Annotated in this window: 16 protein-coding genes; 9 read left to right on the forward strand and 7 right to left on the reverse strand. The window is 73.1% G+C overall.

Annotated features, from left to right (window positions below; genetic code table 11):
- Positions 1 to 70: 70 nt before the first annotated feature.
- Positions 71 to 274 carry a hypothetical protein gene (locus EYQ95_RS22320; protein ID WP_132330697.1) on the forward strand — a complete coding sequence of 68 codons (204 nt, stop codon included), beginning with the start codon at positions 71 to 73 and terminating at the stop codon, positions 272 to 274.
- A gap of 3 nt (positions 275 to 277) precedes the next feature.
- A complete protein-coding gene (locus tag EYQ95_RS22325) occupies positions 278 to 1,072 on the forward strand; it encodes a DNA-formamidopyrimidine glycosylase family protein (RefSeq protein ID WP_132330699.1) in 795 nt (264 codons plus the stop codon).
- On the opposite strand, the gene EYQ95_RS22330 is transcribed toward EYQ95_RS22325, so the two are convergent.
- The 3 genes from EYQ95_RS22330 to EYQ95_RS22340 all read right to left on the reverse strand — a co-directional run bounded on the left by EYQ95_RS22330 (position 1,059) and on the right by EYQ95_RS22340 (position 3,416).
- Positions 1,059 to 1,883, reverse strand: coding sequence for a hypothetical protein (locus tag EYQ95_RS22330; protein ID WP_132330701.1), 825 nt, complete (start codon positions 1,881 to 1,883; stop codon positions 1,059 to 1,061). The genes EYQ95_RS22325 and EYQ95_RS22330 overlap by 14 nt on opposite strands.
- A 75-nt stretch (positions 1,884 to 1,958) precedes the next feature.
- Positions 1,959 to 2,858, reverse strand: a complete 900-nt coding sequence (locus EYQ95_RS22335) for a DMT family transporter (RefSeq protein ID WP_132330703.1) — start codon at positions 2,856 to 2,858, stop codon at positions 1,959 to 1,961.
- 24 nt (positions 2,859 to 2,882) lie between these two features.
- Positions 2,883 to 3,416, reverse strand: coding sequence for a hypothetical protein (locus tag EYQ95_RS22340; protein WP_132330705.1), 534 nt, complete (start codon positions 3,414 to 3,416; stop codon positions 2,883 to 2,885).
- A gap of 81 nt (positions 3,417 to 3,497) precedes the next feature.
- Here EYQ95_RS22340 and EYQ95_RS22345 point away from each other — a divergent pair, with 81 nt between their 5' ends.
- Genes EYQ95_RS22345 through EYQ95_RS22355 form a run of 3 tightly spaced genes read left to right on the forward strand, consistent with a single transcriptional unit; the run spans position 3,498 to position 6,163 of the window.
- Complete coding sequence (locus EYQ95_RS22345; RefSeq protein ID WP_132330707.1) at positions 3,498 to 3,980, forward strand: YajQ family cyclic di-GMP-binding protein; 483 nt, start codon at positions 3,498 to 3,500, stop codon at positions 3,978 to 3,980.
- Between the two features lie 4 nt (positions 3,981 to 3,984).
- A complete protein-coding gene (locus EYQ95_RS22350) occupies positions 3,985 to 4,536 on the forward strand; it encodes a DUF1415 domain-containing protein (RefSeq protein ID WP_132330709.1) in 552 nt (183 codons plus the stop codon).
- Between the two features lie 49 nt (positions 4,537 to 4,585).
- Positions 4,586 to 6,163 carry a sulfotransferase gene (locus EYQ95_RS22355; protein WP_132330711.1) on the forward strand — a complete coding sequence of 526 codons (1,578 nt, stop codon included), beginning with the start codon at positions 4,586 to 4,588 and terminating at the stop codon, positions 6,161 to 6,163.
- Between the two features lie 90 nt (positions 6,164 to 6,253).
- On the opposite strand, the gene EYQ95_RS22360 is transcribed toward EYQ95_RS22355, so the two are convergent.
- Together EYQ95_RS22360 and EYQ95_RS22365 are read right to left on the reverse strand one after the other, a co-directional pair.
- Positions 6,254 to 6,970, reverse strand: coding sequence for a pseudouridine synthase (locus tag EYQ95_RS22360; protein ID WP_132330713.1), 717 nt, complete (start codon positions 6,968 to 6,970; stop codon positions 6,254 to 6,256).
- The gene (locus EYQ95_RS22365) at positions 6,967 to 7,998 is read right to left on the reverse strand and encodes a class I SAM-dependent methyltransferase (protein WP_132330715.1); all 1,032 of its coding nucleotides are present in this window, start codon (positions 7,996 to 7,998) and stop codon (positions 6,967 to 6,969) included. The genes EYQ95_RS22360 and EYQ95_RS22365 overlap by 4 nt, the downstream gene beginning before the upstream one ends.
- 123 nt (positions 7,999 to 8,121) lie before the next feature.
- Between EYQ95_RS22365 and EYQ95_RS22370 the strand changes: the two genes are divergently transcribed.
- A complete protein-coding gene (locus tag EYQ95_RS22370; RefSeq protein ID WP_132330726.1) occupies positions 8,122 to 8,382 on the forward strand; it encodes a hypothetical protein in 261 nt (86 codons plus the stop codon).
- A gap of 155 nt (positions 8,383 to 8,537) precedes the next feature.
- Here EYQ95_RS22370 and EYQ95_RS22375 read toward each other — a convergent pair whose 3' ends face one another.
- Entirely contained in the window at positions 8,538 to 9,200 is a 663-nt protein-coding gene (locus EYQ95_RS22375; RefSeq protein WP_370451317.1) for a M23 family metallopeptidase, read from the reverse strand.
- A gap of 163 nt (positions 9,201 to 9,363) precedes the next feature.
- Between EYQ95_RS22375 and EYQ95_RS22380 the strand changes: the two genes are divergently transcribed.
- The 3 genes from EYQ95_RS22380 (at position 9,364) to EYQ95_RS22390 (ending at position 12,750) form a co-directional block, all read left to right on the forward strand.
- Positions 9,364 to 9,744, forward strand: a complete 381-nt coding sequence (locus EYQ95_RS22380) for a DUF3247 family protein (RefSeq protein WP_132330717.1) — start codon at positions 9,364 to 9,366, stop codon at positions 9,742 to 9,744.
- 82 nt (positions 9,745 to 9,826) lie between these two features.
- The gene (locus EYQ95_RS22385; RefSeq protein ID WP_165924825.1) at positions 9,827 to 10,480 is read left to right on the forward strand and encodes a PAS domain-containing protein; all 654 of its coding nucleotides are present in this window, start codon (positions 9,827 to 9,829) and stop codon (positions 10,478 to 10,480) included.
- A 131-nt stretch (positions 10,481 to 10,611) separates the two neighbouring features.
- A complete protein-coding gene (locus EYQ95_RS22390) occupies positions 10,612 to 12,750 on the forward strand; it encodes a bifunctional diguanylate cyclase/phosphodiesterase (RefSeq protein ID WP_132330722.1) in 2,139 nt (712 codons plus the stop codon).
- Between the two features lie 116 nt (positions 12,751 to 12,866).
- Here EYQ95_RS22390 and EYQ95_RS22395 read toward each other — a convergent pair whose 3' ends face one another.
- Complete coding sequence (locus EYQ95_RS22395; RefSeq protein WP_132330724.1) at positions 12,867 to 13,073, reverse strand: cold-shock protein; 207 nt, start codon at positions 13,071 to 13,073, stop codon at positions 12,867 to 12,869.
- Positions 13,074 to 13,430: the final 357 nt, after the last annotated feature.

Here is a 13,430-nt window from a genome sequence, read left to right on the forward strand (position 1 = left end):
CGGTGCCTCCGCGGTTCACGCCGCCTGCCCGCAACGGCCGCTAGCCTGCGGCCATGCATGCGGAGGCGACATGACCACCAAGCTCGACGGCCCGCTGCGCCGCGAAGTCGACGTAAAGGGCCAGGCCTACACGCTCACCGTCGACCCCGATGGCCTGCGGCTGGTGCCCAAGGGCCGGCGCAAGGGCCTGGAGCTGCGCTGGGCGGACCTGGTCAGCGGCGACGCGGCGCTGGCCGCGGCGCTGCAGGGCAGTCTCGAATCGCTGCGGCGCTGAGCCATGCCGGAGGGACCGTCGCTCGTCATCCTGCGCGAGGCCGCCGAGCCGCTGGTGGGGCTGAAGGTGCGCGAGGCCACGGGCAATACGCGCATCGACCTCGAGCGCCTGCGCGGCCGCCGGCTGCTCGCGGTGCGCACTTGGGGGAAGCACTTCCTGATGGACTTCGGCGACGTGGCCGTGCGCGTGCACATGCTGATGTTCGGCAGCTGGTGCATCGACGCGCGCAAGGACAAGCCGGTGCGGCTGTCGCTGGCGTTCACGAGAAAGCGCGAGCTCAACTTCTACTCCAGCGCCGTGCGCTACATCGACGAGCCGCTGGATTCGGTCTACGACTGGTCGGCCGACGTCATGGCAGACGAATGGAATCCGCGCGCCGCGCGACGCAAGCTCAAGGCCATGCCCGACGCGATCTGCGCCGACGCCCTGCTCGACCAGGACGTGTTCTCCGGCGTGGGCAACATCATCAAGAACGAAGTGCTGCACCGCATCCGCGTGCATCCCGAAACGCGCGTGGGCGACCTGCCGCCGCGCAAGCTGGGCGAGCTGATCCGCGAGGCACGCGCCTACAGCTTCGACTTCCTGCGCTGGAAGAAGGAATTCACCCTGCGCCAGCACTGGCAGGTGCATGCGAAGAAGGCCTGCCCGCGCGACGGCAGCCCGCTGGCCTACGCCAGGCACCTGGGCCGGCTGCAGCGCCGGGCGTTCTGGTGCGAGACCTGCCAGCGGCGCTACGGCGCGGCGGCGGAGGATCCGCCGCCCGCGCCGCGGCCCGCCGCGCGCGTCAGTCGCCGATGATGCGCAGCCCGAAGACCAGCGAGGCGAAGCCCACGTGCTGCGCGCTGCCGCGCACGTTGAGCTTCACGGTGGTGGGCTTCTTGAAGAACTCGTCGGCCTGCGCCGGCGTGAGCCCGTAGCCGTCGATGAGGTTGCGCCGGGTGATGAAGCCGGCGATGCAGACGGCGGAATCGCGCGTGCGCTCGGTGAAGGCCACGCCGGGCGCCATCGGCACCTCGAAGCGCTCGGAGGAGGTCATGCCGGTCTCCAGCCGCCCGCCGAAGGGCGCGCCGGTGCCCGGGTCGATGAGCGCGGGATCGTCCAGCACCGGGTTCTCGACGGTGAGCGTGGGGTTGATCACCAGCCGGCCGACCACCGGCGAGGCCGTGGCGTTCTGCCAGTTCACCGTGAGCACGGGCGAGAACCAGTAGCAGAACAGCGAGTTGGTCGCCTTTTTCGGCAGCTCGATGCGCACCGTGTCGGTGAAGTCGAAGGCCGTGCTGGCCGGGCTGGGCGACAGCGCCTGGCAGGGCGTGGGATCCGTGGGGTCGCAGGTGGGCGCCAGGGTGATGAAGGCATTGGTCACGCCCAGCCACCTGAGGTTGCGGCCGAAGGAATCGACGTCGCCCACCTGGTCCACCGTCACGCTCGCCGGCGCGACCGGGCCGCTGCTGGCGCGGCTGAGCCGGAGCTGCGCGGGCGGGGGGAGGAGGTCGGCGTTGCCGGCCTCGGGCGCCGGGCGCGTGGCGCGCACGCTGCTGGCGGCGAGCACGAGGGCGGCGACGGCGAGCGCGAGCCCGGCGACGGCAAGCGGTTTGACGAGGCGGGACATGGGGCGGAGCTCCGCGGTGTGGGGTGCGCGGAGCATGCGCAGGCGGCTGCGCGCCGGGCCGGCCGCCCGTCGGTTTTACGGCGTCGTAACGATGTCCGGCGCGGTCGCGCCCCGCGCGCGCTCGCGGCGCAGCAGGTAGAGACCGCTGCCGACGATGATCGCCGCGCCCAGCCAGGTGATCGCGTCGGGCAGCACCCCCCAGATCGCCAGGTCCAGCAGCACGCCCCAGACCAGCGCCGTGTACTCCAGCGGCGCCACCATCGAGGCCTCGCCCACGCGGAAGGCCTCGGTGACCGCGTACTGCCCCAGCGCGCCGCCCACGCCGATGCCGACGATCAGCCAGGCATGCTCGCCGCGCACGGGCGTCCAGTCCGGCAGCGCCAGCAGCGCCGCGCCGCCGGCCATCATCGCCATCAGCCAGACCATCATGGCCTGGGTGGAATCGGTGCGCGCCAGCACCCGCACGGTGATGGCGCTGACCGCGTACATGGCGGCCGACAGCAGCACCGCGAGCGCGGCCAGGCTCAGCAGCCCCTCGCCGGTGGGCCGCAGCAGCACCAGCACGCCCAGCAGCCCGGTGCCGATCGCCGCCCAGCGCCGCGGCCCCACGCGCTCGCCCAGCACCGGCACCGACAGCGCGGTCACCAGCAGGGGCGCGACGAAGAAGATCGAGTAGGCCGTGGACAACGGCAGCGTGCGCAGGGCGTAGACGAACGAAGCCATCATCGCGATGCCGATCACGCCGCGCAGCAGGTGCAGCGACCAGCGCACGCGCAGCAGCGGCCGCGCGCCCGCCGTCGCCAGCGCCCAGGCCAGCACGAAGGGCAGCGAGGACGCGCCGCGCAGTGCCGCCACCTGCAAGGCGGGGTAATGCGTGGACAACTGCTTGAGCCCGGCGTCCATCAGCGAGAAGAACGCGACGGCCAGGAGCATCATCGCCGCGGCGCGCAGCGGGCGGTTCTCGGTACCGGGCATGGGAATCGGCGGCGTGCGGGCCCGCTACGTTGGGGTCCCGGCCCCGCGCGCGCAAGCCGCCGCCCGCGAGAGCCGCCGCGCGAGGGTCGCCGAATGCGCCGCGGCGAAGCCCAGCAGCGCGGCGCCGAGCGCGACCGCGTGCCGGTGCGCATCGCCGTCGCCGGCCAGCCAGTCGCGCGCGATCCACGTCAGCCGCGCCACCAGCACCAGCGCCACGAGCAGCACCATCCAGCGGTTGGGGCTCAGGTGAAGCGCACCGCCGACCGTGTCGACGCCCGCCAGCGCGGCGGCCAGCAGGCCCAGCCCCAGCCCGGCGGCGGTGCCCGCCAGCAGCTCGCGCCCCGCGTCCGTGGCGGGTCCGCCGGCCATCGGCAACGCGATCGCGAGGAACACCAGCAGGCCGAGCGCCAGCGCCAGCCGCCGCGCGCGGAAGGGCCAGAGCACCACGCGCCGCCGCAGGTGGCCGCGGCGCACGCGTCGCCAGAGCGTGAGCGGCCACATGAGCAGCGCGGCCGCGAACAGGCCGACGAGAACCAGCACGGGCAGCAGGACGGGCATGCCGGCAGCCTGCGGGCGACGCCGCGAGCGCCGGGTCAACGCGCCGGCGCTTATCCTGTGCGCTTTGCACCGGAGCGCGCCATGCCCTCGTTCGACATCGTCTCGGAAGTCAACCCGCACGAGCTGACCAATGCGGTCGACCAGGCCAACCGCGAGCTGTCCACGCGCTTCGACTTCAAGGGCGTGGAGGCGAAGTTCGAGCACGAGGGCGAGGCCATCACCCTGTCCGCGCCCAGCGACTTCCAGCTCAAGCAGATGACCGACATCCTGCGCGCGCGGCTGATCGCGCGCGGCATCGACGTGCGCTGCCTGGAGTTCAAGGACGTGCTCACCAACCTCGCCGGCGCGCGGCAGACCGTGCTGGTCAAGCAGGGCATCGAGCGCGACTTGGCCAAGAAGATCCAGTCGGCGATCAAGGACGCCAAGCTCAAGGTCGAGAGCCAGATCAACGGCGACAAGCTGCGCGTGACTGGCAAGAAGCGCGACGACCTGCAGGCGGCGATCGCCCTGCTGCGCGGTGCCGAGTTCGAACGCCCGCTGCAGTTCGACAACTTCCGCGACTGAGCCCATGGCCGACCTGACGCACGAGCCCGAGCCGATCGCCGCCACCCGGCGCTGGCTCGAGCGCGCCGTGATCGGGCTGAACCTGTGCCCGTTCGCCAAGTCGGTGCATGTCAAGCGCCAGATCCGCTACGTGCTGGCCGAGGCGACGACGCCGGCCGCGCTGGTGCCGGTGCTGGAAGCCGAGCTCGAACGCCTGCGCGATGCCGACCCCGCGCTGCTGGACACCACGCTGATCGTGCACCCGCACGTGCTGCAGGACTTCCTCGACTACAACGATTTCCTCGACGAGGCCGACGCCTGCATCGACCGCCTCGGGCTGCGCGGCGAGATCCAGGTGGCGAGCTTCCACCCGAACTACGTGTTCGCCGGCGAGGCGGCCGACGACGCGGCCAACTGCACCAACCGCTCGCCCTACCCGATGCTGCACCTGCTGCGCGAGGCCAGCATCGAGCGCGCCGTCGCCGCGTTCCCGGATCCGGACGCGATCGTCGAGCGCAACATCGCGACGATGCGGCGGCTGGGCGTGGCGGGCTACCGCGGGCTGCTCGATCGATGAGCCACGCATCGACCCGTCCGCGATCGCGCGGCGTGCGCGCTACGTGCCGATGAGCACCTTCGCCCGCCTGCATGCGCTTGCCGCCGCCGCGCTCGACCGTGGCGACTGGGTCCAGGCCTATCGCCTGGCGGCGCAGGCCGACGCGCAGCAGCCCGGCCACCCGGCACCGAACCACATCGGCGGCGTAGCGGCCCTGCAGCTGGGACGCGTGCCGCTGGCGATCGCCCACCTTCGCATCGCGGCCCAGGCCCGGCCCGCGGAGGCGGACGCCCTCGCGCAGTACGCGCGGGCGCTGGTGATGGCGCACCGGATGGACGAGGCCGTGGCGGCCGCGGACCAGGCCGCGGCGGCGGCGGATGCCGGTGACGCCGCCCTGTGGGACACGCTGGGGGTGGTGTACAGCAAGGCCAATGCCCACGAGCAGGCGGCCCATGCCTTCGGGCGTGCGGTGGCGGCGGCCCCGGACAGCGCCAACCACCGCTTCAACCTCGCGACGTGCTGCCTGTACTTCGGGCGAATGGAGGAGGCCGAACGCGAGTTCGAGGCCTGCGTCAGGCTGGACCCGGGCTACTGGCGCGGCCACCTCGCGCTGGCACAGCTGCGCCGGCAGACGCCGCAGCGGAACCATCTCGCCCGGCTGCAGTCACTGCTCGAGCGCGCCGCCAGCGACGTGGACGCGCGCCTGCACCTGCACCTGGCCATGGCCAAGGAGCTCGAGGACCTCGGGCGCGACGCGGAGGCCTTCGTCCACTACCGCCGGGGCAAAGCCGCCTGGCGGGACGTGTCCGGCTACGCACCGGCGCAGGACCAGGCGCTGTTCGACGCGATCGAGCGCCGCTTCGACCAGGTACCCGCCGGCACGCCCGGGCATCCGGGCAACGAGGCCATCTTCGTGCTCGGCATGCCGCGCTCGGGCACCACGCTGGTCGACCGCATCCTCTCGGCGCATCCGCAGGTGCAGTCGGCCGGCGAGCTGGGCAATTTCCCCGCCGCGCTGCACCGCGCCGGCGGCGAGCGCGGCCGGTCGCTGGCGGGCATGGTGGAGTGCATCCCGGCCGGTTTCGACGACTGGGCGGGCCTGGGCGAGGCCTACCTGCGCAGCACGCGCCCGCTGACCGGCGCGCTGCCGCGCTTCGTCGACAAGCTGCCCCACAACTTCCTGTTCGCCGGCTTCATCGCGCGCGCCCTGCCGGATGCCCCGATCATCCTGATGCGGCGCAATCCCATGGATACCTGCCTGAGCAATTTCCGGCAGCTGTTCGCACCGGAGTCGGCCTACCATGCCTACTCCTTCGACCTGCTCGACATCGGCCGCTACTACCTGCGCTTCGATCGCCTGGCGCGCCGCTGGATCGAGCTGTTCCCGGGCCGCATCCTTGAGCTGCGCTACGAGGACCTGGTGGACGACCAGGCCGGCACGACACGCCGCGTGCTCGACTTCTGCGGCCTGCCCTGGGACGAGGCCTGCCTTCGCTTCGACCGGGCCGCAGGTGCGGTGCCCACGGCCAGCGCCGCCCAGGTGCGCTCGTCGATGACGCGCGAGTACCTGCAGCGCTGGAAGCGCTACGGCCCCGCACTCGACGGGTTGCGCGCCCTGCTGGTGGATGGCGGCGTGCAGGTGGATTGAAGCGGCGGGTGGCGCGGCCGCACGCTGCGCGCCAGGGGAACGCGGTTCTGCAACGCGGGCGCCGCGAGCACGGGCCGCGTTCGACGGGCTTCAGGCACGGCCGGCGGGAGCCGCGAAGATCATGGCGACCTCGGCCTCGTCCAGCGCGCGCCACTGGCCGGCTTCGAGATCGCCCAGCCCCAGGCCGCCCACGCGGCTGCGATGCAGCGCTTCCACGTGGTTGCCGACCGCGGCGAACATGCGGCGCACCTGGTGGTAGCGGCCTTCGGTGATCGTCAGCCGCGCGTGGCGGGCGTCGACCACCTCCAGCGTGGCGGGCGCGAGCGGCGTGGTCTCGGAGTCGAGCATCAGCGTGCCGCTGGCGAAGAGCGCGGCCTCGTCGCCGCGCAGCTCGCGCGCGAGCGTCGCCTCGTAGACCTTGGGCACGTGGTGCTTCGGGGAAATGATCCGGTGCAGCAGCCCGCCGTCGTCGGTCATGAGCAGCAGGCCGCTGGTGTCGCGGTCCAGGCGGCCGACGGTGGAGACGACGGGATCGCGCAGGCGGAAGCGCGGCGGCAGCAGGTCGTAGACCAGGCGCCCGGCATCCTTGGTGGAGCAGGTCACGCCTACCGGCTTGTGCAGCATCAGCACCAGGCCCGGTGGCGGGTCCAGCGGCTCGCCGTCCAGGCGCACCTCGCGCAGGTCGCGCACGTCGTCGGCGTAGAGCACCTCGCCCGCGGCATCGGTGATGCGGCCGTCGCGGAACATCTGCTGCACCTGCCGGCGCGAGCCGTAGCCGAGGTTGGCGATCGCACGGAGCAATTTCATCGGGTCGCCTCGAAGGCCTTGAAGCCCTGCGCGTCGTCGAGCATGCGCAGCTGGCGGAAGTTCGCGGCCAGCGTCGCCTCGTAGGGCAGGTGGCGGTTGGCCACCATGAAAAAGCGCCCGCCCGGCTTCAGCGCGGCGGCGGCAACCTCGATGAAACGCCGGCCCAGCTCGGGGCGGTCGACGCGGTCGCCGGCATGGAAGGGCGGGTTGCTGACGACGACGTCGACGCCGCCTTCCACGCCTTCGGTGACGTCGTGCCAGTGCAGGCGCAGGTCGACGCCCGGCGCGAAGCCGGCGAGGTTGGCGCGCAGCACGGGAAGCGCGCGGGCCTGCGCCTCGTACGCATCGAGCACGCGGATGCCCGGATTGCGTGCGAGAAGCTCGCGGGCGAGGTAGCCCCAGCCGGCGCCCAGATCGGCGGCCCGGCCGGCCAGGTCACCCGGAAGGTGCGAGGCGAGCAGCGCGGAGGCGGGGTCGACGCGGTCCCAGGCGAACAGGCCCGGACGGCTGAGCGCGCCGCCATCGAGGATGGGGCGCGGCGCATCCAGTTGGATCCACGCATCGCGCAGCGCTTCGTCGACGCCCGCGCCGAGCGGGGCGGTCCAGACGACGCGGCACTTGTGCTTGCTCAGCACCGACACCGGCCCCGCGAGGGCCTCGAGGTCATCCTGCATCGAGCGCGCGCCGGCATTGTTCGGCGCGGCGGCCACGACCCGGCCGCCCCCCTCTGCCAGGCGCAGGGCCCGGGCCAGCAGCGCGCGCGCCTGGTCGCGCTGGCGCGGCGGCAGCACCAGCACCACCAGGTGCCGCGCGGGCGGCTGGAGTTCGCCGTCCACGCAGGCCAGCCCCGCGCGCTCCAGCGCGGCGGCGGTGGGGCGGAACTCCTGCTCCAGCACCAGCCCGTGCATGACCCAGCGGCGCAGGGCCGCACCGTCGCGCGCGCCAAGGAAGGCGCCGCCCGCCGGCGGCGGCAGCAGGCCGTCGTCGAAGGGCAGGAACAGCGCGTCGAGGGCGGGATCGCCGTGCATGGCCGGGTGCGTCGCGGGGTGCGCCAGTGTAGGCGCTTGCCGGTTCCACCACGCCCGCTTCATCGCCCGCGAACGCACCGCGGCCCAGTCTGGCACGCACGTTCAGAGCGAGGACCGGACATGCTGCGAGCCCTTTTCGTCGGAGGCGTGGTCGACAACAGCGAGCTGGACCTGGATGGGCCGCAGCCGCCGCTGCACTACCCGGAGGACACCGGCGGCGGCACCTCGCGCTACCGCCTGCGCCAGGTCGGCCTGCGCGGCGAGGGCGAGGTGGTCTACGCGGTGTATGGCGCGCCCGACGTGAGCGACGACTTCGTCGAACAGGTGGCCGGCGAGCGCGACTACGCGCGGCGCTTCGATGCCCGCCCGCAGACGGTGCATTAGGGCCTGTTAACGCTATCGGCATGGGTCGCGCCCGCCCTGCCGGCGTTGCAGGCAAGGAAGAGCGAGGAAGCGTGCGTCCGCACGCGACCGAGCGATGACGCCGCCTGCGGCGGCGGCAGGACGGGCGCGACCCATGCCGATAGCGTTAACAGACCCTAGCCCGGCGGAACGGGAGCCGCGGCGGCCGCGGGCCGCCCGGCCAGCAGCGGATAGGGGTTGATCGGCGTACCGCCGTGCCAGCGCTTGTCCGGCCCGAGCAGGGCGATGGCGAAGTGCAGATGCGGCCCCGCCGGGTCGGCATTGCCCGTGGAGCCCACGTAGCCGAGCACGTCGCCACGCTTCAGGCGCATCCCCTCGGCGATGCCCGGCGCATAGCCCTGCAGGTGCGCGTAGTAGTAGACGTAGCGCTCGGCCTCGTCGAACTGGTAGAGCGTGATGCCGCCGGCGTCGCTGTCGAACAGCTTGACCACGCGGCCGTCGACCGCCGCGAGCACCGGCGTTCCGGCGGGGGCCATGATGTCGATCGCGTCATGCGAACGGCCCGCTCCGCGGGCCTGGGTGTAGGTGTCGACCAGCTGCGCGGGCGTGACACCGGCGACCGGGATGACCATCGCGCCGCCGGGCGCCGGCACGGCGACGGGCGCGGCCGGCGGCGCGGGTTTCGCCTGCGGCGCTGGCCTCGTGTCCACAGCCGGTGCGGGCGCCGCCACCGGGGCGGCGTCGCGGCCGGGCTCGTCGCAGGGCCGCGTGCGCAGCAGGTAGTAGACGACGTTGGCGCCCAGCAACGCGCCGGCCAGGAACAGCAGGAACCCGCGCAGCACGCCGCCGCGCCGGCCCTGCCTCGACGTCGTACGCGGATCGCGCATGGCTCCCTCCTGCCGCTTGATGCGGCCATCCTCGTCGCCTGCCCCGCGCCGCCGCGTGAACGTTCACCGCCGCGTGGCGGCGCGGCGGCGATGATCCGGTGCCGGAGGAGGTCCCATGCGCATCGCAGACGCCGTCTACACCCGTCAGGAAGACATCGACCGCATCCAGGCGCTCATCCTTGAGCTGGACAACGACGCGCGCGTCGCGCTCACGCTCGACGACGGCACCGAACTGCGCGGCATCGTCGCCTTCAAGCCCAGCATCCAGCAGTTCTTCGACCGCAACGGCCGGGAAGGTTCGAATGCGATCGTGCGGCTGGACCAGCCCGCGCTCGAAGCACCGGAGAAGGCCGGCTGGATCGACGTCTTCCTCGACCGCGTGGTCGCCCTGCGCCACCTGGACCGGCACGAGCTCGAACCCTGGCATCCCGCGTCGGGCGCTGCCGCGACGACCGCCGATCGGAGCGCCGGCCAGTCAGGTAGGACAACGCGCTGAACGCCCCGTCTTTTTGACGCCTGCTTCACGGGCACGGCCAAATCCTCGCGCCCCTGCCGGGGTGGCCGTCGTTGGAGGTCGTATGTCGACGCAGGAGCCTGAGGAGCCGCAGCAGCCGGCTCTCGATGCCTACTGCCGCATCCTCGACCTGCTGCCCGCCGCCGCCAGCATCTACCGTCCCGACGGACGGCTGGTCTACTACTCGCCGCGGTCGGCCGCCCTCTGGGGCCGGAAGCCGCCCCTGCAGGGCGCCGATGTTCCGCACTACTGCGGTGCCTGGCGCGTCTACACCCCGGCGGGCCTGCCGATGCCCGCCACGTCGTCGCCGGTCGCACGCGCCCTGGCCGGTCGAACGGCGGTGCAGGCCGGGCAGTTGCTTGTCGAGAGGCCCGACGGCAGCCGGCGCGTGGTGATGGCCCATGCCAGCCCGATCCTCGACGAAGCCGGCGGCCTGACCGGCGCGCTTGGACTGCACTTCGACATCACCGACCGCCACCGGGCCAGCTGCGCCCAGGCCGAGCGCCTGCGCCAGCGGGAGGAGCTACGCGTGGCACTGGCCTGCGACATCCGCGCCGGGCTCGATCCGTTGCGCCGCGGCACGCCGGATCCCGGCAACCGCGTGCCCGTCGCGAACGGCCCGCCGGCCCCGGTCGTCGAGAGCCAGCTCCGGCACGTCACCGCGCTGGTCGACCGGCTGCTCAACCTGGAAGTCGATCTGGACGACGCACTGGCTTGATCTCCAGCGGCGGTAAGGCCACCCTGCGGACGCGATCTCCTCCGCACCGCGCCGGTCATGCCGCCCATGCGACCCGCTCCAGCCGCCCCTGAGCGCCCCGCCGGCGGCCCCGGCCACGGGGCCCGTCGCCGATGACGGGCACCGGCGCGCTGCTGGACCGCCTGTTCGCGGTGGACCCCGGCGCAGTCGCGCTGGTCGCGGCCGACGGCCGCCTGCTGCGCGCCAATTCCGCGTTCGGCAGCCTCCTGGGCCTGCCCGACGCCACGGCGCTCCGCGACGTCGATCTCACCGGCAGCGCGGGCTGGCCGCTGCTCGAGGCGGCACTGCACGGCACCGTTGACCGCCCGCAGCGGGTGGCGCTCGCCCTGCCCCGCCACGATGGCGTGGGCCAGACGCTGCCTGCCGACATCCTCGCCTTGGACCTCGACGGCCAGCGCTGCGTCCTGCTGCAGTGCAGCGGCGTGGACGCGCTGGCGCGCGCACGCGCCGAGCGCGACCGCTTCTTCGAGCTCGCGCCGGACCTGGTCGCCCTGCTGGATGCGCAGGGCTGCCTGTGCGAAGCCAATCCGGCCTGGACCGTGTCGCTGGGCTGGGAGACGCGGCAGCTGCAGGGCATGGCGCTGGCCGCGCTGGCCCATGAGGACGACCGCGAGCGGCTGCAGGCCGCGCTGCGGGCCTGCGCCACCGGCGCCGACGTGCTGCGGGCGCGCCTGCGCTCGCGCTTCGGTGGCTGGCGCTGGTTCGAGTGGACGATCTCGGCCTTCGACGATGGCCGCCTCTACGCCACCGCCCGCGACGTCACCGGCCAGCTGCGCGCCCGCGAGGCGCTGATGCGCCACCGCGACGAACTCGAGGCCCGCATCGCCGAGCGCACCGCCGAGCTCGACGCAGCGCTCGCGCGCCTGCGGCTGCATGCCGACAACTCGCCGCTGGCCAGCATCGAATGGGACGCGGCGCTTCGGGTGAGCTACTGGTCGCACCGCGCCGCCGGGCTCACCGGCTGGCGCGCGGACGAAGTGGAGGGACGCACCCCGCGTCATGCGCCGCTGTTCGACAGCGCCGCCGCGGGCGCCCTCGAGGCACGGATGGGCCGCCTGCTGCGCCGCGAGGCCGCACGCCAGGTGCACACGCAACGGGTGCGCACGCGCGATGGCCGCGAACTGGTCTGCGAATGGTTCGACTCGGCCGTGTACGATGCGCGCGGCGAGGTCGTCTCCATCCTCTCCCTGGTGCAGGACGTGACCGCGCGCGAAGCCGCCGCGGCCGCGCTGGCCGACAGCGAGGAGCGCTTCCGGCTGGCCTTCGAGCAGACCGCGGTGGGCATGGCGCATCTCGACCTCGAGGGCCGCTGGCTGCGCAGCAACCGTCGCCTCGCACAGATGCTCGGCCACGGCGACGGAGGCCTGCCCGCACAGGGAAGCCTGTTCGACGTCGTCCACCCCGACGACCGCACCGCCGACGCGGCCGCGCTCGCCGCGCTGCGCGCCGGCGAGGTCGAAAGCTGCCGGCTCGAACGCCGCCTGCTGCGCACCGGCGGCGGCGCGTTCTGGGCGCAGCAGACGCTGTCGCTGCGGCGCGAGGCGGACGGCCGCCCGGTGCATTTCATCCTGGTCGTCGAGGACATCGACGCGCGCAAGCGGGCCGAGCAGGCACTGCAGGCCGCGCACGAGGAACTGGAGGCGAAGGTCGCCGCCCGCACGCGCGAACTCGAGCGCCTGATGGCCGTACTCGAGCACCAGGCGCGCCAGGATCCGCTCACCGGCCTGCCCAACCGCCGCGGGCTGATGGAGCGCCTGCCGCGCACCCTGGAGCGCAGCGGCCGCCAGCAGGGCGGCGTGGTGGTCATGTTCGTCGACCTCGACCGCTTCAAGCAGGTCAACGACAGCCATGGCCACGAGGCCGGCGATGCCCTGCTGCGCGAATGCGCCGCCCGGCTGGTCGCGACGGTGCGCAAGACCGACATCGTCGCGCGGCTGGGCGGGGACGAGTTCGTGGTGGTGCTGGAGAACGTGCGCGAGCCGGCCGGGCAGGCCCACCGCGTGGCCGAGAAGATCCGCCATGCCCTGGCGGCCCCGCTGCTGCTGGGCGGCGTGCCGCTGGCGATCTCGGCGAGCATCGGGGTCGTCGTGCACGAGGGCGGGGTGGCCACGCCCGAAGAGCTGATCGCGCGGGCCGACCACGGCATGTACGCGGCCAAGCGCGGCGGCGGCAATGCCGTACGGCTGCGCGAGCCGCAGGCCGAGGCCGGCTGGGAAGCGGCCGGGGCCTGACGCGGCTGGCGCAGGCCCGGCGCGCGCCGCGGGCTCCGGAGCCGCAGCCTTCCGGAAAAAAGAAAGCCCGGCCGGAGCCGGGCTTTCTCGAATCGACCTGGACGGTCAGCGGAGGATTACTCCGGCTGCACGGCCTCGGCCTGCAGGCCCTTCTGGCCCTGCGTCACGGTGAAGGTGACGCGCTGGCCTTCCTTGAGGCTCTTGAAGCCCTGGGTCTGGATGGCGCGGAAGTGGACGAAGACGTCTTCGCCGTTCTCGCGGCTGATGAAGCCGAAGCCCTTGGCGTCGTTGAACCACTTCACGGTGCCGGATTCACGGGACATGTGTAACTCCTTGGAACGAACTGGATGTAATGCCGCGCGGGGCGGCGGTGGCGCTGTTCACAAGGAGTGATCTAGCAACGATGTAGCGGATCTTCGATCTACAGCATCGGGTCACAGGTCACGTGACCCCCGGAGCAGCGGAGCTACCGTAGAGCTTGCGTGAGCCGAATGCAATGTCCGTCCGTCGTCCGTTCAGTCCGGCGGCATGGGAAGCGGCAGGCGCGCAGCCAACCGCCGGCCCGCGTGCGCCGACGCTGGCCCGGACCGGCGCACGGCCGACCGCGACGCCACCAGGCGCCTACCGGGCGCAGCGGATCGCGCACGGGCTTCGGCGCAGCCGCCGGCCGGGGACACGGC

Source organism: Lysobacter sp. N42 (genome assembly GCF_004344885.1).